The 25,775-nt window shown below is 65.7% G+C and carries 21 protein-coding genes; 9 read left to right on the top strand and 12 right to left on the bottom strand.

Going from position 1 to position 25,775, the window contains the following annotated elements:
• The first annotated feature begins 2 nt into the window (after positions 1–2).
• Both WQ53_RS11185 and WQ53_RS11180 read left to right on the top strand, forming a co-directional pair.
• Entirely contained in the window at positions 3–929 is a 927-nt protein-coding gene (locus WQ53_RS11185) for an MlaD family protein (protein ID WP_052632411.1), read from the top strand.
• Entirely contained in the window at positions 926–1,579 is a 654-nt protein-coding gene (locus WQ53_RS11180; RefSeq protein WP_052632409.1) for an ABC-type transport auxiliary lipoprotein family protein, read from the top strand. Before WQ53_RS11185 ends, WQ53_RS11180 begins: the two co-directional genes overlap by 4 nt.
• A gap of 231 nt (positions 1,580–1,810) precedes the next feature.
• Here WQ53_RS11180 and WQ53_RS11175 read toward each other — a convergent pair whose 3' ends face one another.
• On the bottom strand, positions 1,811–2,407 hold the full coding sequence (locus WQ53_RS11175; protein WP_052632407.1) for an alpha-ketoglutarate-dependent dioxygenase AlkB family protein: 597 nt from the start codon (positions 2,405–2,407) through the stop codon (positions 1,811–1,813).
• A gap of 285 nt (positions 2,408–2,692) precedes the next feature.
• Here WQ53_RS11175 and WQ53_RS11170 point away from each other — a divergent pair, with 285 nt between their 5' ends.
• Positions 2,693–4,333 carry an electron transfer flavoprotein-ubiquinone oxidoreductase gene (locus tag WQ53_RS11170; protein ID WP_052632406.1) on the top strand — a complete coding sequence of 547 codons (1,641 nt, stop codon included), beginning with the start codon at positions 2,693–2,695 and terminating at the stop codon, positions 4,331–4,333.
• A 158-nt stretch (positions 4,334–4,491) separates the two neighbouring features.
• On the opposite strand, the gene WQ53_RS11165 is transcribed toward WQ53_RS11170, so the two are convergent.
• Together WQ53_RS11165 and WQ53_RS11160 are read right to left on the bottom strand one after the other, a co-directional pair.
• A complete protein-coding gene (locus tag WQ53_RS11165) occupies positions 4,492–5,121 on the bottom strand; it encodes a CoA transferase subunit B (RefSeq protein WP_052632405.1) in 630 nt (209 codons plus the stop codon).
• Positions 5,121–5,831: a CoA transferase subunit A gene (locus tag WQ53_RS11160; RefSeq protein WP_052632404.1), complete on the bottom strand. Its 711-nt coding sequence runs from the start codon at positions 5,829–5,831 to the stop codon at positions 5,121–5,123. Before WQ53_RS11160 ends, WQ53_RS11165 begins: the two co-directional genes overlap by 1 nt.
• A 162-nt stretch (positions 5,832–5,993) precedes the next feature.
• Here WQ53_RS11160 and WQ53_RS11155 point away from each other — a divergent pair, with 162 nt between their 5' ends.
• The 4 genes from WQ53_RS11155 (at position 5,994) to WQ53_RS11140 (ending at position 10,572) form a co-directional block, all read left to right on the top strand.
• Positions 5,994–7,340 (top strand): phosphomannomutase/phosphoglucomutase, encoded by a 1,347-nt coding sequence (locus WQ53_RS11155; RefSeq protein ID WP_052632402.1) that lies wholly within the window; start codon positions 5,994–5,996, stop codon positions 7,338–7,340.
• A gap of 16 nt (positions 7,341–7,356) precedes the next feature.
• Positions 7,357–8,760 (top strand): mannose-1-phosphate guanylyltransferase/mannose-6-phosphate isomerase, encoded by a 1,404-nt coding sequence (locus WQ53_RS11150; RefSeq protein ID WP_052632400.1) that lies wholly within the window; start codon positions 7,357–7,359, stop codon positions 8,758–8,760.
• 124 nt (positions 8,761–8,884) lie between these two features.
• Positions 8,885–9,631 carry an electron transfer flavoprotein subunit beta/FixA family protein gene (locus tag WQ53_RS11145; RefSeq protein WP_052632398.1) on the top strand — a complete coding sequence of 249 codons (747 nt, stop codon included), beginning with the start codon at positions 8,885–8,887 and terminating at the stop codon, positions 9,629–9,631.
• Positions 9,631–10,572 carry an electron transfer flavoprotein subunit alpha/FixB family protein gene (locus tag WQ53_RS11140; RefSeq protein WP_052632396.1) on the top strand — a complete coding sequence of 314 codons (942 nt, stop codon included), beginning with the start codon at positions 9,631–9,633 and terminating at the stop codon, positions 10,570–10,572. Before WQ53_RS11145 ends, WQ53_RS11140 begins: the two co-directional genes overlap by 1 nt.
• Before the next feature lie 148 nt (positions 10,573–10,720).
• Here WQ53_RS11140 and fcl read toward each other — a convergent pair whose 3' ends face one another.
• Positions 10,721–11,668: a GDP-L-fucose synthase gene (gene fcl / locus WQ53_RS11135; RefSeq protein ID WP_052632394.1), complete on the bottom strand. Its 948-nt coding sequence runs from the start codon at positions 11,666–11,668 to the stop codon at positions 10,721–10,723.
• A 3-nt stretch (positions 11,669–11,671) separates the two neighbouring features.
• Positions 11,672–12,781, bottom strand: a complete 1,110-nt coding sequence (gene gmd, locus WQ53_RS11130; RefSeq protein ID WP_052632391.1) for a GDP-mannose 4,6-dehydratase — start codon at positions 12,779–12,781, stop codon at positions 11,672–11,674.
• A gap of 250 nt (positions 12,782–13,031) precedes the next feature.
• Between gmd and WQ53_RS11125 the strand changes: the two genes are divergently transcribed.
• Both WQ53_RS11125 and WQ53_RS11120 read left to right on the top strand, forming a co-directional pair.
• The gene (locus WQ53_RS11125) at positions 13,032–14,054 is read left to right on the top strand and encodes a class I SAM-dependent methyltransferase (protein ID WP_052632389.1); all 1,023 of its coding nucleotides are present in this window, start codon (positions 13,032–13,034) and stop codon (positions 14,052–14,054) included.
• A gap of 49 nt (positions 14,055–14,103) precedes the next feature.
• Positions 14,104–14,853 carry a methyltransferase domain-containing protein gene (locus WQ53_RS11120; RefSeq protein ID WP_052632387.1) on the top strand — a complete coding sequence of 250 codons (750 nt, stop codon included), beginning with the start codon at positions 14,104–14,106 and terminating at the stop codon, positions 14,851–14,853.
• Positions 14,854–14,889: 36 nt separating this feature from the next.
• Here WQ53_RS11120 and WQ53_RS11115 read toward each other — a convergent pair whose 3' ends face one another.
• Genes WQ53_RS11115 through WQ53_RS11085 form a run of 7 tightly spaced genes read right to left on the bottom strand, consistent with a single transcriptional unit; the run spans position 14,890 to position 25,770 of the window.
• Entirely contained in the window at positions 14,890–16,728 is a 1,839-nt protein-coding gene (locus tag WQ53_RS11115; protein ID WP_052632386.1) for a hypothetical protein, read from the bottom strand.
• Positions 16,729–16,752: 24 nt separating this feature from the next.
• On the bottom strand, positions 16,753–18,027 hold the full coding sequence (locus WQ53_RS11110) for a glycosyltransferase family 2 protein (protein ID WP_052632384.1): 1,275 nt from the start codon (positions 18,025–18,027) through the stop codon (positions 16,753–16,755).
• A 23-nt stretch (positions 18,028–18,050) separates the two neighbouring features.
• A complete protein-coding gene (locus WQ53_RS11105; RefSeq protein WP_052632382.1) occupies positions 18,051–19,037 on the bottom strand; it encodes a lysylphosphatidylglycerol synthase transmembrane domain-containing protein in 987 nt (328 codons plus the stop codon).
• A 2-nt stretch (positions 19,038–19,039) separates the two neighbouring features.
• Positions 19,040–20,332 carry a glycosyltransferase gene (locus tag WQ53_RS11100; protein WP_052632379.1) on the bottom strand — a complete coding sequence of 431 codons (1,293 nt, stop codon included), beginning with the start codon at positions 20,330–20,332 and terminating at the stop codon, positions 19,040–19,042.
• 14 nt (positions 20,333–20,346) lie between these two features.
• Positions 20,347–21,459, bottom strand: a complete 1,113-nt coding sequence (gene wecB, locus WQ53_RS11095; RefSeq protein WP_052632377.1) for a non-hydrolyzing UDP-N-acetylglucosamine 2-epimerase — start codon at positions 21,457–21,459, stop codon at positions 20,347–20,349.
• The gene (locus WQ53_RS11090) at positions 21,456–22,556 is read right to left on the bottom strand and encodes a glycosyltransferase family 4 protein (RefSeq protein WP_082112995.1); all 1,101 of its coding nucleotides are present in this window, start codon (positions 22,554–22,556) and stop codon (positions 21,456–21,458) included. The genes wecB and WQ53_RS11090 overlap by 4 nt, the downstream gene beginning before the upstream one ends.
• Positions 22,525–25,770, bottom strand: a complete 3,246-nt coding sequence (locus WQ53_RS11085) for a polysaccharide pyruvyl transferase family protein (RefSeq protein WP_158497842.1) — start codon at positions 25,768–25,770, stop codon at positions 22,525–22,527. Before WQ53_RS11085 ends, WQ53_RS11090 begins: the two co-directional genes overlap by 32 nt.
• Between the last annotated feature and the right edge of the window lie 5 nt (positions 25,771–25,775).

Raw genomic sequence — 25,775 nt, 5'->3', positions numbered from 1 at the left:
CCATGGAAACCCGCGCCAACTACGTGCTGATCGGCGCCTTCACCCTGGTGGTGTCGATCGCGCTGCTGCTGTTCGGCCTGTGGGCCGCCAAGTACTCGTCCGAGCGCAGCTGGCAGCGCTACATGATCGTGTTCGACGAGGCGGTGACCGGCCTGTCGGTGGGCAGCCCGGTGCAGTTCAACGGCATTGCGGTCGGCTCGATCGACCGGCTCTCGCTGGACCCGCGCGACCCGCGCCGGGTGGTGGCGATCATCCGCGCCGACGCCAGCGCGCCGGTCAAGACCGACACCCGCGCCAAGCTGGCGATCACCAGCCTGACCGGCCCGGCGATCATCCAGCTCACCGGCGGCACCCCCGGCGCGCCGCTGCTCACTACCGTGGACCAGCGCGAGACGCCGGTGATCCTGACCAGCCCCTCGGCGCTGCAGAACATCACCGACACCGCCAACCGGATCGTCGAGCGCCTGGACCAGGTACTCAGCGACCAGAACGTGGCGCACATCGCCCGGACCCTGGAGAACATCGAGAAGGTCAGCGGCTCGCTGGCCGCGCAGGACAAGGGCATGGAGGCGCTGCTGGTCAGCGCGCGCGACGCCGCGCGCAGCCTCGATACCACCCTGCAGACCACCAACGGCACCATGCAGCGGCTGGATCAGAACCTGGTGCGCGAGCTGCCGAAGATCATCGCCAAGCTCGATTCGACCCTGGCCCGGCTGGATTCGGCCGCCGGCAACGCCGACGCGATCCTTGGCGAGAACCGCGCCGCGATCAACAGCTTCGCCAACGAAGGCCTGGCCCAGCTCGGCCCGACCCTGACCGAACTGCGCGGGCTGATCCGCGACCTGCGCCAGATCAGCGACCGGCTGGAGAACAACCCCTCGCGGTTCCTGCTCGGCCGCGACGCGCCGAAGGAGTACGACCCGGAATGAAGCGCTTCCCCTTCCCTGCCCTCCTGCGTGCGGCGGCGCTGCTGCCGCTGCTGGCCGTTCTCGGTGGCTGCTCCGTCCTCGGCAGCGGCCAGCGCGACCCGGTGACGATCTACTCGCCGCAGTTGGCGGCCACGCCCGATCCGGCCTGGCCGCAGGCGGACTGGCAGCTGGCCATCGCCCGCCCCAGCGCCGCGCGCCTGGTCGACAGCTCCCGCATCGCGGTGCGTCCGGCACCGGGCGAGTTGCAGATCTATCGCGGCGCCGCCTGGGCGCAACCGCCCACCGACATGATCGAGGCCGGCGTGCTGCGCCTCCTGGAGGACTCGGGGAAGATCGCCGGCGTCGGCCGCCTTGCCACCGGCATGCGCGCCGACTACCGGCTGGCGCTGGACATACGCCGCTTCGAATCCGACTACCGCGGCGGACCGCTGCCGGCGGCGACCATCGAGATCAGCGCCAAGCTGCTGCACAACCGCGACCAGCGCATCGTCGCCAGCCGCACCTTCACCCAGGTGCAGCCGGCCGCGGCCACCGACGTGGGCAGCGTCGCGGCCGCCTTCGGCCTGGCCCTGTCGGCGATCAGCACCGACATCACCGGCTGGACCCTGGAGCAGGGCCGCGGCGACGCGCTGGCGCACCCGCCGCGCTGATTCCCGCGCCGCTTCCGTTGTAGGAGCCGGGGTTGCCGGCGACACGGCGGCGGCGGCACAGGCGACGCCCTCGCAGGTGCGACGCCCGGGTCGCCGACTGAAGTCAGCTCCTACAGAAGAGCGGCCGCGTCGCTGCTGTGGTAGGAGCCGGGTTCAGCCGGCGACCCGACGCCGCCGGCACACGCAACGCCCCCATGGTCCCGACGCCCGGGTCGCCAGCAAGCTGGGCTCCTACAAAGGCAGGGGCAGGATCCGCCGGAGGGTCAGGTTGACCCGCTCCCCCACCGGCCGCGCGGTGCGCGGCAGCGCGTGCTTCCAGTGGCGCTGGGTGTCCCCGCCCATCAGCAGCAGGCTGCCCGGCTCCAGGTCCAGCGCGATCCGCCGCGCCGGCTCGCGCCGGTGCCTGAGCACGAACCGCCGCGTCGCGCCCAGGCTGAGCGAGGCGATCAGCGGCTGCGGCCCCAGTTCCGGCTCGTCGTCGCTGTGCCAACCCATCGCGTCGGCGCCGCTGCGGTAGCGGTTGGCGAGCACGCTGTTGAACGGATGGTCCAGTTCCTCTTGCAGGCGGTCCCGTACCACGGCCAGAGCTGGCACCCAGGGCCGCGGCTCGAACCGGCTGCCCGAATAGCGATAGGCCGTCCCGGGGTCGCCCAGCCAGCAGCTCAGCCGCGGCGATGCCACTTCGCGGCCGAACATGCGTATGCGATGCACCTCCCAGGGCACCTCGCGCAACAGTGCCTCCAGCAGCGACGCGGCCGGCCCCGGGGCCAGCCAACCGCGGGCCAGGCGCACCTGCGCATCCGGCAGGTCGAAGCGGGTCCATTCCATGCCGTGCACGCTAGCAGCCGCCGCCTCACGACCACGCATGCGCCGGACTGCGTCCACCTCCCTGTAGGAGCCGGGTTCAGCCGGCGACACGGGCGTCGGAACCATGAGCGAGTCGCCTGTGCCGAGGGCGTCGTGTCGCCGGCTGAACCCGGCTCCTACAAACGAAAGCATCCCGGCGGCAATGGCGACCATCCTGGCCGCACGGCGAAAACGGGGCCGATTTGCCCCGCCCGCGCCGAACCCCGAAAATGCGGGGCCAGCCATAGCAGCCAGCCGGAGCCGGGAATGACGGAACACGAAGCCAGCACGATCGCTACCGATGCCGTCGAGCGCGACGTGATGGAGTACGACGTGGTCACCGTCGGCGCCGGCCCGTCCGGCCTGGCCTTCGCCATCCGCCTCAAGCAGCTGAACCCGGAGATCTCGGTCTGCGTGATCGAGAAGTCCAGCACGGTCGGCGCGCACATCCTGTCCGGCGCGGTGATCGAGCCCGGTCCGCTGGACGCGCTGCTGCCCGGCTGGCGCGACAACCCGCCGCCGGTGTGCGTGCCGGCCGGCGAGGACGAGTTCTGGTTCCTGACGAAGGACGGCGGCCGCAAGTTCCCGGTCGTGCCGCCGGGCATGCGCAACCACGGCAACTTCATCGTCAGCCTCGGCGCGATGTGCGCCTGGCTGGCGCCGCAGGCCGAGGCGCTGGGGGTGGAGATCTACGCCGGCTTCGCCGCCGCCGAGACCCTGCATGCGGAAGACGGCACGGTGCTGGGCGTGCGCATCGGCGACATGGGCGTGGCCAAGGACGGGTCGCACAAGCCCGGCTACACCGCCGGCATCGACATCAAAGCCAAGGTCACCGTGCTGGCCGAGGGCGCGCGCGGCCACCTGACCAAGCGCCTGGTCAAGCGCTTTGGCCTGGACGCGGACAGCGACCCGCAGAGCTACTCGATCGGCATCAAGGAACTGTGGCAGGTGCCGGAAGGCCGGGTGACGCCCGGCAAGATCGTGCACACCCTGGGCTGGCCGGCCGATAGCCACACTTACGGCGGCAGCTTCCTCTACCACCTGCAGAACAACCAGGTCGCGCTGGGCTACGTCAGCGGGCTGGACTACCGCGACCCCGAATACAAGCCGTGGGAGGCCTTCCAGCAGTGGAAGAACCACCCGACGGTCAAGCCGCTGCTCGAGGGCGGCAGCATCCTCTCGGCCGGCGCGCGCGCCATCGTCACCGGCGGCTGGCAGTCGCTGCCGAAGGTGGAGATGCCCGGCGCGCTGCTGGTCGGCGACACCGCTGGCCTGCTCAACGTGCCCAAGATCAAGGGCACCCACCAGGCGATCCGCAGCGGCATGCTCGCCGCCGAGCACCTGGCCGCCAGCGGACTGCAACCAGCCGGCTTCGACGCCAAGCTGCGCGCCTCCGAGGCGATGACCGAGCTCAAGCAGGTCCGCAACATCAAGCCCGGCTTCAAGAAGGGCCTGTGGTTCGGCCTGGCCAACGCCGCCTGGGAGACCGCGCTGGGCGGCGCCTCGCCATGGACCCTGAAGGGCAAGCCGGACTGGTCCTCGCTGGACAAGGTGGGCGAACACGAACAACCGAAGCACGACTACCTCGACCGCACCCTGGCCCCGCGCGACCGCCTGCAGGGTGTGTACTTCGCCGCCACCGAGCACGACGAGGACCAGCCGGTGCACCTGAAGGTCGCCGACACCTCGATCTGCGTGGAGCGCTGCACCGCCGAGTACGCCAACCCCTGCACCCGCTTCTGCCCGGCCGGCGTCTACGAGATGGTCGAGGACGCGGCCGGACGCCGCCTGCAGATCAATGCCGCCAACTGCGTGCACTGCAAGACCTGCGACATCAAGGACCCGTACGAGATCATCACCTGGGTGACGCCGGAGGGTGGTGCGGGGCCGAATTACCAGAACCTGTGAGGTTCGCGCCGCCGCGCGTGACCGAAGGCGAGCCGCCGGGCGTTTCCTTGCAGGAACCCAGCTTGCTGGCGACACGGGCGTCGGAACCGACGCCGTCACCTGCGCCGACGGCGTCGCGCGCGGGCAAGCGGCTCCTACAACGACAGGCGCACCGGGCCTCAGGCCGCGAACGGCACGCCGGTCTTTTCCTTCAACTCCTCGCCGCTCACGCCAGGCGCCGCCTCGACCAGCTTCAGGCCATCGCCGGTCACGTCGAACACCGCCAGGTCGGTGATGATCCGGTCGACCACGCCCACACCGGTCAGCGGCAGGGTGCACTCGGGCAGGATCTTGTGCTCGCCGCTCTTAGCGGTGTGCTCCATCAGCACGACCACGCGCTTCACGCCGGCGACCAGGTCCATCGCCCCGCCCATGCCCTTGACCATCTTGCCAGGCACCATCCAGTTGGCCAGGTCGCCCTGGTCGGTGACCTGCATCGCACCCAGGATCGCCAAGTCGATGTGGCCGCCGCGGATCATCGCGAAGGAGTCATGGCTGCCGAAGTAGCTGGCACCGGCTCGGGCGGTGACGGTCTGCTTGCCGGCGTTGATCAAGTCGGCGTCGACCTCGTCCTCAGTCGGGAACGGGCCGATGCCGAGCAGCCCGTTCTCCGACTGCAGCCACACGTCCACGCCCTCGGGGATGTGGTTGGCGACCAGCGTCGGCAGGCCGATGCCCAGGTTCACGTAGGCGCCGTCGGTCAGTTCGCGGGCGGCGCGCTGCGCCATCTCGTCGCGGGTCCAGGCCATCACTTGTTCTCCTGACGAACGGTGCGCTGCTCGATGCGCTTCTCGGGGGTCGGGTTATGCACGATGCGGTCGACGTAGATGCCGGGCAGGTGCACCTGGTCCGGATCGATCGCGCCGACCTCCACCACTTCCTCGACCTCGACCACGCAGGCCTTGCCGGCCATGGCCACGGCCGGGTTGAAGTTGCGCGCGGTCTTGCGGAACACCAGGTTGCCGGCCTTGTCGGCCTTCCACGCCTTGACCAGCGACACGTCGGCCACCAGCGCGGTCTCCAGCACGTAGTGCTTGCCGCCGAACTCGCGGGTCTCCTTGCCCTCGGCCACCACCGTGCCGTAGCCGGTGGCGGTGAAGAAGGCCGGGATGCCGGCGCCGCCGGCGCGCAGGCGCTCGGCCAGGGTGCCCTGCGGGTTGAACTCCAGCTCCAGTTCCCCGGACAGGAACTGGCGCTCGAATTCCTTGTTCTCGCCGACGTAGGAGGAAATCATCTTGCGGATCTGCCGGGTCTCCAGCAATTGGCCCAGGCCGAAGCCGTCGACGCCCGCATTGTTGGAGATGGCGGTCAGGCCCTTGACGCCCGAATCGCGCAACGCGGCGATCAGCGCCTCGGGGATGCCGCACAGGCCAAAACCGCCGACTGCCAGGGTCTGGCCGTCGGCCACCAGGTCGGCCAGCGCGGATTTCGCGTCCGGATAGAGTTTGGAAGCGGCCATGCTTGCCCTCGTTTGGAAGCCCAGAACCGGGATTCTAACGGGGCATGCTGCGACGCGACACGTACTTTAGGGCAAGGGCGCGCGGAGGGCATCCTGGAGGTCCTGTTCGCGCGCCCCAGCCCAGCCGGTAAAATCGATGGCTCGTCCACACTGAACAGACTGATGACGCTTCCCGCTTTCAAGGCCTACGACATCCGCGGCCGGGTGCCTGACGAACTGGACGAAAAACTGGCCCGCCGGATCGGCGTGGCGCTGGCCGGGCAACTGGAAGCGGGGCCGGTCGTGCTCGGCCATGACGTAAGGCTGAGCAGCCCTGGCTTGCAGGACGCGCTGTCCGGCGGCCTGCGCAGCGAAGGGCGGGACATCATCGACCTCGGCCTGTGCGGCACCGAAGAAGTCTACTTCCAGACCGCCCATCTGGGTGCGGCCGGCGGGGTGATGGTTACCGCCAGCCACAACCCGATGGACTACAACGGCATGAAGCTGGTTCGCGAGCAGGCCCGGCCGATCAGCGGCGACTCAGGGCTGTTCGCGATCCGGGATTTCGCCACGAGCCATGACGGCGAAATCGGGGAGCCGCGCGGCCGCCTGAGCCGGCACCATGACAAGTCGGCCTATGTCGGGCATCTGCTCCGCTATGTCGACCACGACCGGCTGCGGCCGCTCAAGATCGTCACCAACGCCGGCAACGGCGGCGCCGGATTGGTCATCGACCAACTCGCGCCCCATCTGCCGTTCGAGTTCATCCGCATCCAGCACGAGCCAGACGGCAGCTTCCCGAACGGCATCCCGAATCCGCTTCTACCGGAGAACCGCGCCGCCACCGCCGAAGCGGTCCTGCAGCACGGCGCCGACTTCGGCATCGCCTGGGACGGCGACTTTGATCGCTGCTTCTTCTTCGATGCCGACGGCCGCTTTATCGAAGGCTACTATCTGGTCGGCCTGCTTGCCAAAGCGCTGCTCGCGCACAGCCCGGGCGAGAAGATCATCCACGATCCCCGCCTGGTGTGGAACACCATCGAGATGGTCGATGAAGCCGGCGGCATCCCGGTCATGAGCAAGACCGGCCACGCCTTCATCAAGGAACGCATGCGTGCCGAGAATGCGGTCTACGGCGGCGAGATGAGCGCGCACCACTATTTCCGCGACTTTGCCTACTGCGATTCGGGCATGATCCCGTGGCTGCTGATCGCCGACCTGGTATCGCGCACCGGCACGTCGCTGGCGGCCATGGTCGAGGATCGCATGCATGCTTTCCCCTGCAGCGGCGAGATCAACTTCAGGGTGAAGGATGCGAAGACATCGATCGACCGCATTCTCGACCATTTCTCGGCACTTTCGCCGAAGCTCGACTACACCGATGGCCTGAGTGCGGATTTCGGCGACTGGCGCTTCAACATACGCAACTCCAATACCGAACCGCTGCTGCGCCTGAATGTCGAGTCACGGGGAGATTCACGCCTGATGCAGACACGGGCCGACGAAATTTCCCAGCTGATCCAAGCCTGACACTAGGACTGAGTACATGAACGATCTCCTACCCGTGATCCTGTCCGGTGGTTCAGGCACACGCCTATGGCCGCTCTCGCGCGAAGCCTACCCGAAGCAATTCCTGCCACTGACCGGCGAACTGACCATGTTGCAGGCGACCTGGCATCGGGTCGCGCCGATCGCCGGCCGCGCCCCACTCGTGGTCGCCAACGAGGAGCATCGGTTCGTCGTCGCCGAGCAATTGCAGCAGGCTGGCGCCAAGCCGCAGGCGATCCTGCTCGAGCCGGTCGGCCGCAATACTGCACCAGCCATCGCGGTCGCCGCGCTGGAGGCCACCCGGGGCGGCGACGACGCCATCCTGCTGGTCCTGCCCTCGGACCACGCGATCACCGACGAACTGGCCTTCCAGCGGGCAGTCGCGGAGGCGCTGCCGGCCGCGGCCGCAGGCAAGCTGGTCACGTTCGGCATCGTCCCCACCGGTCCGGAAACCGGATATGGCTACATCAAGGCGGCATCGGGCAGCGGAGTCCGTGCCGTCGAGCGCTTCATCGAGAAGCCCGACTTGGACACGGCCAAGGCCTATGTGACTTCCGGCGAATACTTCTGGAACAGCGGCATGTTCCTGTTCAGGGCATCGCGCTACCTGGCCGAACTGCGGAAGTTCAATCCCGTGATCCTAGATGCCTCGACGCACGCGTGGGAGCAGGCCAAGCGCGACATGGACTTTGTGCGGCTGGAGGAAGCAGCGTTCACCGCCGTACCGTCCGATTCGATCGACTACGCAGTCATGGAAAAGACCGAGGACGCCGCGCTGGTCCCGCTATCTGCCGGCTGGAGCGACGTGGGTTCCTGGGCCGCGCTGCGGGACGTTTCGCCGCAGGACACCGAAGGCAACGCCCACCACGGCGACGTGATCGCTGTGGATTGCCGCAACACCTACGCCTATGGCGAGCGCCTGATCGCGCTGGTGGGACTCGATGACGTCATCGTGGTCGAGACCGCCGACGCGGTGCTGGTGGGCAAGGGCGAACGCATGCAGGAGGTCAAGGAAGTCGTGGCGCGGATCAAGCGCGACAAGCGCTCCGAAGCCACTTGGCACCGCAAGGTCTACCGCCCGTGGGGCGCCTACGATTCCATCGACAGCGGCCAGCGGTTCCAGGTCAAGCGCATCACCGTCAAGCCTGGCGCCACCCTGAGCCTGCAGATGCACCACCATCGGGCCGAACACTGGATCGTGGTCTCCGGTACCGCCGAGGTGACCCGCGGTGACGAGGTGATCCTGCTGACCGAGAACCAGAGCACCTATATCCCGCTCGGTGTCACCCACCGCCTGAAGAACCCGGGCAAGCTGCCGCTGGAACTGATCGAGGTGCAATCGGGCAGCTATCTGGGCGAGGACGACATCGTCCGCTTCGAAGACACTTACGGACGTACCTGAACTCCGGCATGGCACCGCGGCCGGGCAACCCGGCCGCGTTGGACTCCGGTAGAATCGCAGCCCATCCCGTGGCTGCCGCTGTGGCGGGGCCTTTCCCAGCTTTACTGGAAGGAATTTCCTCGCGATGAAGATCCTGGTCGCCTACAAGCGGGTGGTGGACTTCAATGTCCGCATCCAGGTCAAGCCGGACGGCTCCGGCGTGGTCACCGAGGGCGTCAAGCTCTCGCCCAACCCGTTCGACGAGATCGCCCTGGAAGAGGCCCTGCGCCTGCGCGACAAGGGCATCGCCACCGAGGTGGTGGTCGCCACCATTGCGCCTGCTGACGCCCAGGCGCACCTGCGCAACGGCCTGGCCATGGGCGCCAACCGTGCCCTGCACGTGGTCACCGACGCGCCGGTGCAGCCGCTGGCCGCCGCCCGGGTCCTGCTCAAGCTGGTGGAGAAGGAGCAGCCGGACCTGGTGATCCTGGGCAAGCAGGCCATCGACGACGACGCCAACCAGACCGGGCAGATGCTGGCCACCCTGTGGGGCCGGCCGCAGGCGACCTTCGCCAGCAAGCTGGAGGTGGCCGACGGCAAGGCCACCGTGACCCGCGAGGTCGATGCCGGCCTGGAGACCCTGGAGGTCGACCTGCCGGCGGTGGTCACCACCGACCTGCGCCTGAACGAGCCGCGCTTCATCAAGCTGCCGGACATCATGAAGGCCAAGAGCAAGCCGCTGGAGACGCTGGCGCTGGCCGAGCTGGGCGTGGAGGCCGGTCCGGAGCTGAAGACCACCGCCTATGCGCCGCCGGCCAGGCGCAGCAAGGGCGTGATGGTCAAGGACGCGGCCGAACTGGTCGCTGCACTGAAGCAGAAGGGGCTGCTGTGATGAGCAAGGTGCTGATCGTTGCCGAACACCTGGATGGCCGGCTCAACGCCTCCACCGCACGCGCGGTCAGCGCGGCGCAGGCGCTGAACCCGGACGCCATCGACGTCGCCGTGCTGGCCGCCGACCCGGACGCAGTGGCCGAACAGGCCGCGCAGATTGCCGGTGTGAGCCGCGTGCTCACCCTCGCCCACCCGGCCAACGCCCAGGCCATCGCCCAGATGCTCGGCCCGCAGGTCGCGCAGCTGGCCGCCGGCTACAGCCACGTGTTCGGTCCCTCCACCACCTTCGGCAAGGACCTGATGCCGGTGGTGGCCGCCCTGCTGGGCGTCAACCAGGTCTCCGACCTGATGGCAGTCGAGGGCAGCCACACCTTCAAGCGGCCGATCTATGCCGGCAACGCGATCGTCACCGTCGAGGCCCCGGCCGGGCAGACCGTGGTCGCCACGGTCCGCACTGCCTCGTGGCCGGAGGCAGCCAAGGGTGGCAACGCCTCAATCGAAGCGGCCACAGTCGACGCCGCCCTGCCCACGCACACCCGCCACAAAGGCCTGGCCGCCGGCACCTCCGACCGGCCGGACCTGCAGAGCGCCCGCCGCGTGGTCTCCGGTGGCCGGGGAGTCGGGTCGCAGGAGAACTTCCGCATCGTCTACAGCCTGGCCGACAGGCTCGGCGCGGCGGTGGGCGCCTCGCGCGCGGCGGTGGACGCGGGCTACTGCCCCAACGAGATGCAGGTCGGCCAGACTGGCAAGATCATCGCCCCGGAACTGTACCTGGCCATCGGCATCTCCGGCGCCATCCAGCACCTGACCGGGATCAAGGACGCCGGCACCATCGTGGCCATCAACAAGGATCCGGAGGCGCCGATCTTCGAGATTGCCGACATCGGACTGGTCGGCGACCTGTTCGCATTGCTGCCGGAGCTGGAAGCAGCACTACGCTGACGAGTGCAAGCCCGCTCCCGAATCCCGGGGGATTGCCGGATCGGCCATATTCGCCACCGTGGGCGCGGAACTGGCAGGCAAATTCCTGCCAGGCGCAAAAAGCAGCCCCTGGTAGTGGGTCGTGACAGCCCGAACCCGGGGGCCGAGTCTAGCCAGACTTGCGCACCTCGCTCGCGTTCGCGAGGAACCATTCGTACGTCGAACTCAGACCATCGCGCAGTGAAACACGCGCCTTCCAGCCCAATCCATTTAGCCTGCTCACATCCAGCAACTTCCTTGGCGTGCCGTCAGGCTTGGTCAGGTCGTAAACGATCTCGCCCTCGAAGCGCACTACGTCGCGAACCAGTTCCGCCAGTTGGGCGATGGTCAGATCCTCCCCGACCCCGACATTCACCAGCGGCTCGTCGCTGTAGCTCTCCATGAGGTAGATCGTCGCATCCGCCATGTCATCCACGTGGAGGAATTCCCGACGCGGGGTTCCGGTGCCCCACACGACGACTTGAGGCTCACCAGCCAGCTTGGCCTCGTGGAACTTGCGTATCATCGCGGGCAGCACGTGCGAATTCTGCAAATCGAAGTTATCGCCCGGCCCATAGAGATTGGTCGGCATGATGGAGATCGCGTCGAAGCCGTATTGCCTGCGATAAGCCTGGCACTGCTTGATACCGGCGATCTTCGCTACCGCATACCACTCGTTGGTCGGCTCCAGCGGCCCGGTCAACAGCGAATCCTCCGAGATCGGCTGCTGGGCCATCTTCGGGTATATGCAGGACGAGCCGAGAAAGGCGAGCTTTTTCGCCCCGTGGCGCCAGGCCGAATGGATGACGTTTGTCTGGATCGCCAGGTTGTCGCGGATGAACTGCGCGGGATACGTGTTGTTCGCATGGATCCCCCCGACCTTGGCGGCCGCAAGGAATACATACTCCGGTTGCTCGGCGGCAAAAAAGGCATCAACTGCGGATTGCTCCGTCAGATCCAGCTCGGCATGGGTCTTTACCAGCAGATTGCGAAAGCCGAGATCACCGAGCCTGCGGACGATCGCACCTCCGACCAAGCCCCGGTGGCCTGCAACATAGATCTTCGAATCCTGGTTCATGGTTCACTCAAAATAGCTGTATGCGCGATAGCCTGCCTGCGTGACGAGCGAGTCACGTTGCGCGAGCTTGAGATCCTCCTCCACCATTTCGCGAACCAGTTCGGCGAACGTCGTCCTCGGGCTCCAGCCTAGCTTCTCGCGGGCATTGGTCGGGTCCCCCAGCAGTGTCTCCACTTCCGCAGGCCTGAAGTACCGCGGATCCACCGCCACGATCCGCTGGCCAACCTCGACAGCCGAATCGCCCTGCACGGAAGCGACAATGCCGACCTCGTCGACGCCCTGCCCCTTCCATTCGATCGAGAAGCCAAGCTCGACAGCCGCCTTCTCGACAAACTCTTTCACAGAATGCTGCTTGCCGGTGGCGATAACGAAATCCTCGGCCACGTCCTGCTGGAGCATCAGCCACTGCATTTCGACATAGTCCCGTGCGTGCCCCCAGTCGCGCAGCGCATTCACGTTGCCAAGGAAAAGGCACTTCTGCAGGCCCAGATGGATCCGCGCCAGCGCGCGCGTGATCTTGCGGGTAACGAATGTTTCGCCACGCAATGGCGATTCGTGATTGAACAGGATGCCGTTGCACGCGTACATGCCATACGACTCCCGGTAGTTCACCGCGATCCAGTACGCATAAAGCTTGGCCACTGCATAGGGCGAACGCGGGTAGAAAGGCGTGCTTTCCCGCTGCGGAATCTCCTGCACCTTTCCGTAGAGTTCGGAGGTCGAGGCTTGGTAGAAACGCGTCTTCTTCTCGAGCCCGAGGATGCGTATGGCCTCAAGCAAGCGGAGTGTGCCCAAAGCATCGCTGTTGGCCGTGTATTCCGGGCTCTCGAATGAAACCGCGACATGGCTCTGCGCACCGAGATTGTAAATCTCGTCCGGCTGCACTTGCTGGACGATCCGAATCAGATTAGTGGAATCGGTTAGATCACCATAGTGCAGGATGAACCTAAGGTCCTCCTCATGCGGGTCTTGGTACAAATGGTCGACGCGATCAGTATTGAACAACGAGGCGCGCCGCTTGATGCCGTGAACCTCGTAACCCCGCTCAAGCAGGAATTCGGCCAGATAAGCGCCATCCTGGCCAGTGACACCGGTGATCAACGCACGCTTCATTAGCTGCTTCGTCTCTACTAATTAAGGAATTGGAGGGGTCCGTCACCACATCCTGCCCGGAGCTCGGACAGGGGGAAGGCCGTGATGCACCCACGGATCGCCTGCAGAACAGAATGGACCGCACGCGGGGGGTAGCATAGCACCCCGAGACCGATTATAAAGTGCAGTTAAATGGCGCCCGGCCCGACCGCCGACCCCGCCCCAACCGCCCGGCGCGGCGGCATCCGCAGATAGGGGAGACAGGACCCGCATGACTCATGAGGAGCTTGCATCCGCGCTCTCCCGACAATACGGCATAGGCCCGGAATTCTGTTCGAAGTACTTGGCCGACAACGGCATTGGGGTGGCCGCTACCGACAGCCTGGAGGCATTCCTTGAGGGCCTGGGCGAGACCCAGAGGCTGTACCTGGACTACGCCCTGTCGACCAATCGCAGGGGTGAACGGGTACGCAGCCAGTTCGACGTGGGCCCCGGCGCGCCACACAGTCGGATCCTCGATATCGGTTGCGGCCAGGGAGGAACGGTGCGCGCTTTCGCGGCGTCCGGACAGGAAGCGATGGGCATCGAAATCGATCCTGGGCTGGCCGAGTACGCCCGAGTCAATGTAGGCAGCAGGAAGGGTCGCATCGAATGTCTCGACATACTCCGGTGCGAATTGGAGGAACTTGGAACGTTCGATCTGATCCTGTGCAGCGATGTCATCGAGCATGTAGCTGATCCGGATGCGATGATCGCCATCGCTGCTCAGCTACTGAGGCCAGGCGGCACGTTCGTGCTGCAGGTTCCCAACAAGAACAGCATCCACCAGGTGATCGCAGATGGGCATTTCCGCATCGCTGGAATGACCCTGTTGAGCCGCCAGGAAGGCAGGGAGCTCAAACGCCAGTTGCAGGGTTGGGACGACCCTTATCACCACATGGGCGAGCATTTGTCGCTGGAGCACTACCTGCGCCACCTCCGCCTGAATGGCTTGGATCCGGCGGTGGATTCTGGGGCCGGTGAATTCGCGACCTCGCTGTCGTCGTTCGGCCAGGCATGCGAGAAGATCGAGTTCCTACTCACCAGCGGGAAGCTTTCATGGTTCACCCGGCGCGAACTCATGCGCGCCTTCTCCGACTATGGTCAGCGTTTCCTGGCTGCGCATTGCGAGGCGAGCGCGCTGGGCGACACCTCTGGTTTCAACCGCGACTACCTGGAGCCGACTTGGACGATCAGGGCGTCCAAGCCTGCCGAGCAGAGTTGGATGCGGAGAATCTCGGCCGTGCTACCCTAGATGTCGCGATGACAAATCCCTTCACCCGGAACCTAGGAAATACTCGATCTTGGCCGACATTATCCAGCACGACAAGGAGATCACGGAGAATCTCGCCTCGTGGAATTCCAAGCCACTATTGAGGCTGGTGTACCGCGCCATGCACGTGGAGATCGCCAGCGAGCTCTCAGGAGTGCCCGGTGACATCATCGAAGTCGGCTCCGGAATCGGGAACATCAAGGAGGTCATTCCGCAGTGCGTGCGGACCGACCTCTTTCCCAATCCCTGGCTCGACCGCACCGAGAACGTATATGCGCTTACGTGCGAAGACGCGAGCGTGGCGAACCTGATACTTTTCGATGTATTCCACCACTTGCGCTACCCTGGCACGGCCCTTCGCGAAATCCATCGCGTGCTGCGTCCGGGCGGACGGGCGATCCTCTACGAACCTGCGATGGGGCTACTCGGCAGAATAGTATTCGGGGCGTTCCATCATGAGCCCATCGCTTTGTCGGCACCGATCACTTGGACGGCACCGGAAGGCTGGACCGCCGATGACGCCGACTACTACGCTGCCCAAGGGAATGCTTCGCGGATTTTCCCGCCTTCATCGCTGGGAACGTGCATCGAGGGACTTCGGCTGGACGTCGTCAGGCGATCTGCTCAACTCTCGTACGTGGCGTCCGGCGGATACTCAGGGAGGCAGCTCTATCCGGACTCGGCCTACCCGGCCATGCGGAAACTGGACGGGATCTTGGACTTGCTTCCATCCATATTCGCCACACGCATGCTAGTGGCGCTACGCAAGCCCGAGGATTGAGATGGCCCGCCGGTCGCGGGCAACCCCCTTTCAGGCTCAGCCGCTCGATGGCACGAAGCGGATCGTGGTACGGGCAGCATCGCCCCATCCCGGACCCTTGTCCGGCCTGAGGCCCTCGACTCGCACGCGCACTTCTTCTTCCTTGCCAGTTTGCAGCGGTATCTCGTGGGACCACCAGCCAGACCATGCTTCGGCCGAGATGTCATGCCTGCGGACGGTGATCCCATTCACTTCCACAACCTGGATCATGCGGTCCGGCAGATCTCCGGGCGCATAGGAATCTTCCACCTCGATGGCGAGCCGAATGCTGCCTTCGCCTGACTGCCGCAGCTTGCACCGAAGCTCCGCGGACTCGCCTGGATCCGGATCCGGGTTCTCCACGGCGAACGCGTAACCGGTGGCGCCCGAAGAAAGCACGCGTCCGCCCACGAGTTGGCAATCCGCGACAGCGCCGCCGACCTGCACGTGGTAGTGCCGCAAGGCCCCGCTCTCCCACTCCTGGTCCGCCTGCTGGATCCATGCCTCGAGGCGTCCCAGGTTCGAGACGGCCACCCACAGGACCGCGGTGGCGGCCAAGGCCACCAGCGGCAAGCCCCTGAAACGGTCACGCCCGAATCCGGCCACGCGGTATACGGCCAGGCTGATGGCCAGCGCCTCGAACACGAACACCACCAGGAAGAATCTCGCCTGCACCGCGACGACGAAGTGGATGCCGACCTTGAGGGCTATCGCCAAAGCGATCGCGATAATCGCGGGATCGCGGGATCGCAGACCGACGTACACGGCGACCAAGAACAGAACGTGGAGCAGGAGGGTGGAATACAGTACCGGCGCCGAAGTCAGCGCCCCGATCCGGGCGGCGGCCTCCCGTTCGGCGGGACCGCGGCTCTTGCCGAATGTATCGTCCGCGCCGAACGCCCAGAACTGCAGCGTACCATCGCGGGTGGTGGCCGTCTCAAGCACTGCGCCGGCCCGCCTGACCAGATGGAATCCGGGGCGCGCGCGGATCTCCTCCAGCGCGAAGCGCCCGGCTTGTTCGCGCAAGGCTTCCTTGTCGCCGGCCAGTTCCGGTGCACGCCGCTCGATGTACGCGTCGTAGGGCAGCCAGCCAAAACTGGCGCCCGGAATGTAGGATCCCAGCAGCGCGGCACCACCGTGACGGGAATTCAGGGAAAAATCCCCGGAAGCGATGTAGCGCTGACCCGCGATCCCGATCATGAGAACCACCGAGACCGAGGCGAGCACCAGCAGCGGCCGAGCCTTCGGATATCCCGTGAAAGGCCACGCCGCAAGGATGGCGAGCGGCAGCAGCGCCACCAGCATTTCTTGACGGATATACAGCGACAGGCACCACAGCACCGCAGCAGCCACCGGCCTGCCGCGACCTCTGCCGTAGGCGTTCTTGGTTGCAAGGCAGGCCAGTGCTAACGCGGGCAGGAGCACCCAGTTGTCCTGCGCTACCACACCGGCGAACACGGTCGTCGCCGGCAGCAACATGATCAGCCCCGCCGCGAGCAACCGTGTCCACAAGGGCAGCACGCCGCGCAACACGACCAGTGGAACGACGGGTAGCAGCGAGACGACTACCGCTGTGGCGGTGCTCGCCACGAGCAGGTCGTCGGCGCTGCTGAACGCCATTGGTATGGCGAGTATCGTCGAGGTTCCGGCGCTGAACAGGGTCCAGTACCACCCCTGCACGAACGGGCCGTGCGCGGCGATATCGGCAGCGAACGAAGTGACTCCGAGGAAGTCGGAAACCACCAGTGGCGGGTGCCGCATCGGCAACCAGGTGTGCAACAGCAGCGACGCGAGCAGTACGAACAGCACGCAGGCCAGTTCGATTCTCGGTCGCTCTGCAACGGTCTTGATGTCCATGCGCGCGCTTCCTGGCGATCGGCGTCAGATGAACTTGAGCTTGCGGCTGGCGAAGACCAGCATCACGAGCAGCAGAGCACCATGCCTCCAGCGGGAAATGTTTGTTTCCCCATAGGTCCTTTCCCGATAGCGGATAGGGACCTCGATGACCTTGAGGCCCATCCGGGTGGCGCCGAAGATCAGGTCGAAATCGCCGAACGGGTCGAATTCCCCGAAGTATGAACGGTTGGCGGCCAGCCGGATGTAGTTGTCCCGAGTCAAGACTTTCGTGCCGCACAACGTGTCCTTGAAGCGCTGACCGAGCACGAACGAGAACGCCGCTGCGAAGAAGCGGTTGCCGAGCATGTTGAGGAAGCGCATGGCCTCCTTTTCCATCGGGTACACAAGCCTGGAGCCGTTGATGAATTCGGCCTTGCCGCTGGCGATGGCGTCGTAGAACTTGGGCAGGTCCTCCGGCGGGACGGTGAGGTCGGCGTCGAGGATCATGAGGATGTCCTTGCTGGCCAAGCTGAATCCCTTGCGTACAGCATCGCCTTTGCCCTTGCCATCCTGCTTGGCCACGACGATGTTGCGGTCGGAATGTGCCGCCTGCGCCGCCAGCAGCCTTTCCCATGTGTCGTCCGACGATCCGCCCTCGACAAAGATGAGTTCGTCGTCAGGTCCAAGCGGCTTCACTCGATCTATGATGTTGTCGATGTTGCCGGCTTCGTTTCTGGCGGCGACGACGATCGAGACCGAGGGCCTCCAGTCCGGGGCCTGAGACACTGGCCGGGCAACATAGACGTTCACCAACGAGAAGAACCGCAGCAGCGGAAGCGGGGCCAAGTACCGGTTTGCCAGCGCTGAAAGCAGCGGGATGTAGAACGGGATGAGGATGCGGGAATCCTTGCGGACCAGCTCAAAGTCGGTCAGCTCGAGGAAATTCTCGATATCCGCATCGGCAAGCCAATTGGATTCGAGGGTCTTGCGGCGCATGCCCAAGGTGGTAGCGGCCTGGATGAGTGGCCGCCACAGGGCGTTGTACGTCACGATCAGCAGTCGGCTTCTGGCCGGAACGTGCGGGCGGATGCGCGCCAGGTACTCCTGCACATCCTGTTCGTAGTGCAGATTGCCATTGAATACCAGGTAGTCGGCGCCTTCGAGTTCCCCACTGCCCAGGCCGGCCGTGGAGACCTTGCCAATCCCTTCCATGGCCTCGGCCAGATCGGCGGATATCGGATCCACCTCCAACGCCTTGTCGGCCGGGCGTGCGTACATGCGCACATACCGCGCCAGCATTCGATACAGGTACTTCCTCACGGTGATGCTCCTTGAAACAGGTTCTAACGGGGATCGATCGACTCGTGCTTGCGGCGCAGATACCACAGGAATGCACCCGGGATGGTGACGACCGCGTTCGCGAAGCCGAACAACAATGAAGTGCCCAGGGCCGCCTCTTTCGAAACCCCCAGGACGGCCAGCCCTGCGACCATCGCGCCTTCGCGCACGCCCCAGCCGTTGACCGAGATCGGCAGCAGGGAAACGAAGACCGCCATGGCCACGATGGCAAGCAAAGACAGGTATGGGACGTCGTATCCCAGAGATCGCCCGATCCAGACGACACCCAGGATCATGAGGCAATAGATCAGGCAACTCGTCAGGAAGGCTCCGGCGGTCTCCCGCGAGGCGATGGTGCGCTTCACGCCGAACGCTACGTCGATCAACTTCCTGCGTTTTCCGGTGCCGCCGTATCTCGCCAGCCAAGGGATCCGATCGAGGACCAATATCAAGGACAAGCCCGAGGCGGTGGCGATAACCAGGCTGATGCCGACTGCGCGCAGCAGCGGCGGCAGGTCTGCCCAGATGAAGGGCAGCCCAATGGCCATGACGAACACCACGCTAGTCACGCCAGCGAGCCGGTCCAGCAGCAACGACTGCAGAGCGTGCGAAAGGCGGGCACGACCGTGCATGAAATAGCCCAGGCGCGCGGCGTCCACGCCGACTCCCGCCGGCAGAAACTGGCCGACGAACAGGGCCGCGTATGTGGCCTTGACGTAGAACATCATCGGCATGCGAATCGACGAAGCGCGCGCGCACAGCGACCAGCGCCAGGCTGCGAGGACCACCGTCGGCACGATGCACAAGAAACCGATCAGGAGCTCGCCCGGCGACGCCTTGGACATGGCCCGCAACGCAGATGGCCAGTCGACCCAGGCGACCAGCGCCACGATCAATCCCAGCGATACGGCGACCTTGAGCAGTCCGGCCCACGGTATTCGCAGCGTACGTGTACGCTTCTTGCGATCTTGCGATTCTTCGTTCTGGATCATGGTCAAGGCATCGCTGTCCGAGGGGAATGCGCGCGCAGATCTTCGCATAGGGAGACCAGCTTCCTGCCGCGGCTCGCCCAACTCTCGGAAGCGACAGCTCCGATCGTCAGGTCGAGACCCTGCTCAAGCTGGCCATGCACCTTGCGCTCCCGCAGTAGGCGCAGGCTGTCCGCGACCGAGCGTGCGTCGTTCGCGCATTGCCAGCCACGGCCGATGCGCTCCACCCATGCACCGGCTGGGTCGGAAGCAGACTGGCGCAGGTACAGGATCGGACGCCCGCTCCCCAGGTATTCGAAAACCTTGCCCGGCGTCTGCACCGGATTATCGTTGCCGATGCACACCAGGACATCCCGCGCGCACTGGGCGGCCATCGTCTGTTGGTGACTGAGTGCGCCGAGCAGACGGAACGACTGCGGATGGTGCTTGAGGAAACTGCTCAGCAGCCGGGTCATCCCGGTAGTAGCCACCTCAAGCACGACGCCGGGCGTGGCCGCGACCGCCTCGAACAGCGCGCGGCCGGTGCGGAACGCGTAGAAGCGACCCGTATAGAGGATGCGCAGCGGGGCGGACGGATCGGCACTTCCCGCCTGAAGCGGAACGCAGTCTGCCGGATCGAAGCCCTGTGGCAGGACTTCGACCCCGGCTCGAGTTCCATGGCGACGGAACAGCAGATCACGCGTTGACTCGTTGGTCACCACCACCCGATCGGCCAGGCGGAACATGTCCGCCTCCAGACGGTGGGCGCGCCGCCGCCATCGCGCGGGCACGTAGTCGGACAGGACCGGATCACCGAGGTCGGCTACCCATTTCACGCCCGCGGGTCGCTCACTAAGCCAGAGGACCAAGCCGGCGCATGGCTCGTGCGAGGTAATCACCAGATCCGGCCGCGCCCCGGCCAGCATGTCCCTGAGCACGCGCGCGGCCGGTCCGATCCAGCCGGCACCGCCATCGGGAAAGCGGAACAACGCAATCGCCCGGTTGCCGGCTGCATGCAGCCGGCCGCGCCAGTTCAACGAGGCACCGCCTTCCGCGGGACCGTCCACGGTAACGTTGGCGCGCGCGCGCAGGTTCCTCACGGTGCGCAGCAGCCATGGATAGAAACCCACAGGAGCGACCGCATGGATGAACTCGCCGTGGTCACCCCGCCCCCGGAAAGGAGACGCGCCCGGAAGCGCGGCGGAAAGCACCGTCACATCGTGGCCGCCGCCCACCAACTCACGCACGAGATATCGCCAGCGGAGCGCCTGCGGCGATTCGCTGGGGGGATAGTCGTGGGCGATCAGCAGGATGCGCATGATCGTTCAAGCCGTCAGGCGGCCTGCAGATCCGCGCCCAGGATACGCACGATGCGCTCCGAGGCATGGCCGTCGCCGTAGGGCGATGCACCACGGGCCATCTGCGCATACGCGGCCGGATCGGTCAGCAAGCGGCCCGCCTGGCGCACGATGGCTTCCGAATCGGGCCCAACCAGCGCCGCCACGCCCTCGGCCACCGCCTCAGGCCGCTCGGTCTCGCGACGCAAGACCAGTACTGGCTTGCCCAGCGCCGGCGCTTCTTCCTGCACGCCGCCCGAATCACTGAGGATCAGATACGAGGCCTTCATTGCGGCGACGAACGGTAGATAGTCCAGGGGCTGGGTCAGGGTCACGCCGGGATTGCCTCCCAGTATTTCCTCCACGGTCGCGGTGACGTTCGGGTTGGGATGTACCGGGAAAAGCACGTGAATGTCCTCATGCCGTTCCACCAGCTCGCGGACCGCATGGCATATCCTGCGCAACGGCTCGCCGAAGTTTTCCCGGCGGTGCGAGGTCACCAGCACCAGCCGCTTGTCTGCCGGCAGCGGCACGCCGACATCGAGGTCGCGCGATGCGACGGCCTTGAGCGCGTCGATCACCGTATTTCCGGTGACGTGGACCGACTCGGCGGGAAAGCCCTCGCGCAACAGGTTGTCGCTTGCGCTCCGGGTCGGCGCGAAGTGCCATTTGGACAAGCGTCCCGCGACGACGCGGTTCATCTCCTCCGGGAACGGATTGCGGATGTCGCCGGTGCGCAAGCCCGCTTCCACATGACCCACGGGAATGTTGCGGTAGAACGCCGACAGCGCCACACCCATCACGGTGGTCGTGTCGCCCTGAACCAGCACCGCGTCATAGCTGTTCTCGCGCAGCACTTCGTCCATACCCAGCAGGATCCTGGAGGTCAACTCCGGGAGCGACTGGTTCGGACGCATCAGGTTGAGATCGATGTCCGCGTCAATGCCGAACGCAGCCATGACCTGGTCGAGCATCTGGCGATGCTGCGCGGTCGCCAGCACCGTCACGGAAGCCCATGACTGCCGGCGCAGCGCCAGGATCACCGGCGCCATCTTGATTGCCTCAGGCCTGGTGCCCACAGCTACCAGGATCTTTTTCGTCTCACTCACAGGGCGATTTCCTCGAACTTTGAAGATCCAGCGACTTCCAACCCCAGTTCCACAAGCAGCCGCACCCAGTCCGACACAAACGCATCGTCGCTGAAGCGCCTTGCGTGCGCGTACATCCTTTCCGAAGCGGCCTCATAGTCGGTATCGATGGCGATGACCTTCTCGGCCGCCGCGACGATGTCTCCCAGTGGATACAGGTGCCCGGCATCCGCGGATATGAGCTCGGAGTGTTCCGGCAGATGCGACAGCACTACCGGGATACCTGCGGCGATCGACTCGGCAACCGCGAGGCCGAACGTTTCGCCCCTCGAGGGCGAAAGCATGATTCCACCCGCCCTGCACCAGCTGGCCAGGAACAACGCCGTTCGGGTGAAGGCCAGCGGCGGCATCTGGACGACTCTGCCACGCAGTCCCGCCGCATCGATGCGCCGCTCCATCCCGTAGCCGGGGACTTCCGGACCCACGACCACGCCGAAGTAGTGGTTCGGGGCGCGGCGTTCCAGCTCCGCCAGGACATCCAGGAACTCCTGCGGATTCTTCAGCTCGTCCAACCGGCCGAAGTAGAGCAGTGGCCGCTGTGCCCAGGCCGGCAAGCGCGGAAAGTCGCCCGCATACGCCGGTGAGACGCAGTTGCGCAGCAACGTGATCTTCGCCGCCAGTTCCGGGCGCTCGGCTTGCAGGGTGTCGGCGAAGGTCGACGACGGCACCAGAACGTGCTGGACCCCTTCCGGCAGCCGGGACAGATACTCCCGGTTCTCGCGGTACGGAGTATGGCATTCGACCACCCACTTCGCCCTGGCGCCGAACTGCTTCGGCAGCATGTCCGGCGCATCTATCACGAATATGGCGTCATACGCCGATTCAACCAGAGTCGGAACAACACGCATCCGCGAATCCAGTCCCAACTCGCGGATCGTACGCTGGAACGAGGCCATACCGCCGCCGTCCGCCGCGTAGTAGACGTCAATGTCGACATCCAGGCCCTTGGCCATGAACGCGTAAGCGCGATTCAGCAACACCCGCTCGACGCCACCGTAGGTGGCCCACGGATATGCGAAACAGACCCTAAACGGCATACATCTTCCCCAGGCCGCCATCGTCGACGAATCCCATGATCGTGTCGAACCTGGCGTTCCACGTCGTATCTTCCAGGACGCGCTCGGCCGCCTCGAGATCGAGCGGCTCCTGCAGCTTCCGCTGGCAGGCCTCGGCGAACGCCTCCTCGCCTTCGACGACCGCCACGCCCGGCAGCAAGGCCAGGTGCGGAATCCCCGTACATACCGTCGGCAGGCCGAGATACAGGTACTCGTAGACCTTGATCGGGTCGATCGCCACCGCCAGCGGCCCCGGCTTGAAAGGGGCCAATCCCGCGCTCCACTTTTCCGCGTAGCGCCACAGTTCGGATGGTGGAACCTTGCCGATCAGGACCAGGTTGGGCATGGACGCGGCAGCGTCCCGCACCCACTGCGGCTCGCCATAGCCGATGATCTCGAACCTGCAGTTCGGCATCCGCCGTGCCGCCTCCAGCACCACGCCCCAGTCGAACCAGGCGTCGGTCAGGTGCCCGAAGTAGCCGATTGCCTGCTGCGTCCTTTCCCCACGATCACGCGCGGCGACGAATTTGTGGTCCGTGCCGAGGACGGCCGCGGTGTACCCGTTGCCGACCACATGAAGATCCGTGCGCAGGTGCCCGAACTTCTCCACCAGCGGCGGCGAGACAGCGACGACCACGTCCGCGGCCAGCACCGCCTCCTCTTCGTGTCCGCGGGAGTACCAAGGCGCCTGGCCGACGGCATTGAAGGCTTCCCATTCGTCCAGTATGTCGTACACCACCGACAGTCCCTTCTGCCGCGCGACCCGATGCAGCCCCACCAACTCGGGTGCCGGCAGGGTCAGGAAGTAGACCGATTCGCGGTCATGCCTGGGCGCCAGTTCGGCCAAGTGGTCGATCAACGCATACATGTCTATCTGCCAGATGCCGGGAAAGACCATTCGGTTGGACTTCGACAGCTGTTCCCCGCGCGACCACTGCCAGGCGGCGAAGACCACCAGGTAGCCTTTGCCGGCGAGATACTTGGCCAGGTTGATCGGACGCTGGTTGGCGAGCTCGTCGAATTCGAACGCGCTGGGAACGATGGCGATCCGCTCCGCCAAGGCCGCCTTGGACAGCCAGTCGGCGACCTCCGGGGATTGCGCGTCCTGCACCGTCGCGACGGCCCGCCTGGCGTGCCGGTTGCCCACACGAGTGCGAAGCCTGTCCATCCGTCTCCGGAGCGGCTCCGGCATCGACCAGAACGCCGACCTGAGCGCGCTGTACACGAGCTCCTTCTTCTCGGGCATCGGCAACACGAGAAGGGCGCGAAGAAAGCGGATCGGGTGGGTAATGCGCCAAGACAAGCTCGCCGTCATTCTCTCGCACTCTCGCGTGCGCTCCCAAAGTGCCCGCTCGACGGAATCGATATGCGCTCTCGACTCCTCGTTCCTGACCCTCAGCGCCTGCACCTCGCCAGAGAGGGCATCGAACATCTGCCGGACGGAATCCGCCTGCGCCTGCATGTCCGCCACAGTCATCTGCAGCCGCCCTGACTCTGCCATCGCTTCGTCGCGCGATGCCGCGACGGCGCTGAGCTGATCGCGTTCCGAGGCCAGGTCGCGTTCGAGTTCACGGAGATGGAATTGCTCTTTTTCAAGCGCTATCCGCAACCGCTCGCTCTCGTTGTCGAGGCGCGAGAATTCGGTACGGAGCTCCTTGTTCTCCTCGTACAATCGGACGCGCTCCGCATGGAGATGCGAGCTTTCCTGGCGCAACTGCCCGCGTTCCTCCTGGAGGGAGGTGCGCTCCTGGCGCAGCTGTTCGCACTCCTGCCGGAGGCGAGCGCTCTCGGCGTGGAGGAGCAGAGACTCCTGGCGCGTGGACTCCAGCGTCTGGCCAAGCTTCTCGCTGGACTTCCGCAGCAATCCGCACTCGGCTTCGACGGCGTCCTTTCCGCTGCGTACGGCCTGCAGTTCGGTACGCCGGAGCTCGGCCTCCTCCTCCAAGCGGGCGACCTCCCTGACACGCTCCGCCGCAACATCCTCCAAAACGGCCAACTTTCCGTCGCGTTCGCCGATCTGCCTATGCAGCCACGCGGAGGACCAAGTGCCCAGCCAGTCGAAGCCGGAGTCGCTCCAGACGCGGGTGGCATCGCCGCCGGCCACATGCCCGATCGCCGCCAGCAGCGTGGACCGATGCTCCAGCGCGTCGCGTCCGATGGCATCCACGCGTGCGGCGTCCGCCACGAAACAGTCCGGCGCCAGCAATGCGGCGAGGCCGCGGCGCCAACGCTCCCCAGGGGCAGAAGTGCTGACGCGCAACGCCTCGTGAACCCCCAGGAGCTCGGATGTGTGGCTCATCTTGGGGTCATATTCGACGCACAGCGCCGGCACACCCAGCTTGAAGGCAAGGATCTGTGCGTGCAGCCGCATGCACAACAGGCGGGTGCACCCCCCCAGTGCGGACACGGCCTGGGCGGGGTCCGACAGTTCCACGAAGGCGTGCTCGTATCCCTCCAGCCTGGAAGCCAGCGAGCGCATGAGCGGGGCGTCGGAAGCGGAAGCGTTCTCTTCCCCCACCTGGAACGGTATCCAGACCAGGGTGTATGCGGCGGGGTCGACTGCCTCCCGTATCGATTCCAGGAAATGCTCTTCCCAACCTGCGTCGATTTCCCAAGGGCGGACCACAAGTCCGAGGCGCTGCTTCCCCGGGTTCCCATCCGCCGGTACGCTGCGGCTCACGGGTAGCGCCCACACGGGATCGGGCGCCACCGATATCGGACCACTGACGCCGATTTCCCGGAGCAACTCCAGCGAAGCCTCGTCGCGGACGCTTGCCCGCAACGCATTCGCATACACGTCGCGCACCACCGAACGCGCCTGGTCGCCGTAGAGCGGGCCGACGCCCTGAGCCCACATCAATGCCGGCACGCCCATCTGCCGGGCCATCAGTGCAGGCCGCGCATAGGACGCCACGTCACCCATGCCGTAGGAGTACAGCGTCGGCAGCGTGAACGCGTAGTGCGTCTGGAACAAGCCACCGCCGCCCAGCACGAACAGGTCCGACTGCGACATCAACCGCGCGACTGCCGGAAAATCGTTCGCATCCACGGCTTCCAGGCCGTGCGCCGTCCTCGTGTACTCGGGATTGACGCTGAGCACGGCCACCTGCGCGCCTGCCTCTTCGCACCAGGAGTGCAGCATGCGCAGGAGCAGCTCGTCGCCGACGTTGCCCGCGCCGTACCAGCCGTGCACCAGAACGCGTGGTTTTCTGCTCAAGCTGT

This window comes from Pseudoxanthomonas suwonensis, from assembly GCF_000972865.1.
Taxonomy (GTDB): Bacteria; Pseudomonadota; Gammaproteobacteria; order Xanthomonadales; family Xanthomonadaceae; genus Pseudoxanthomonas; species Pseudoxanthomonas suwonensis_B.
The sequence above is the reverse complement of the archived record's forward strand: the minus strand, read 5'-3'. Positions and strand labels throughout refer to the sequence as shown.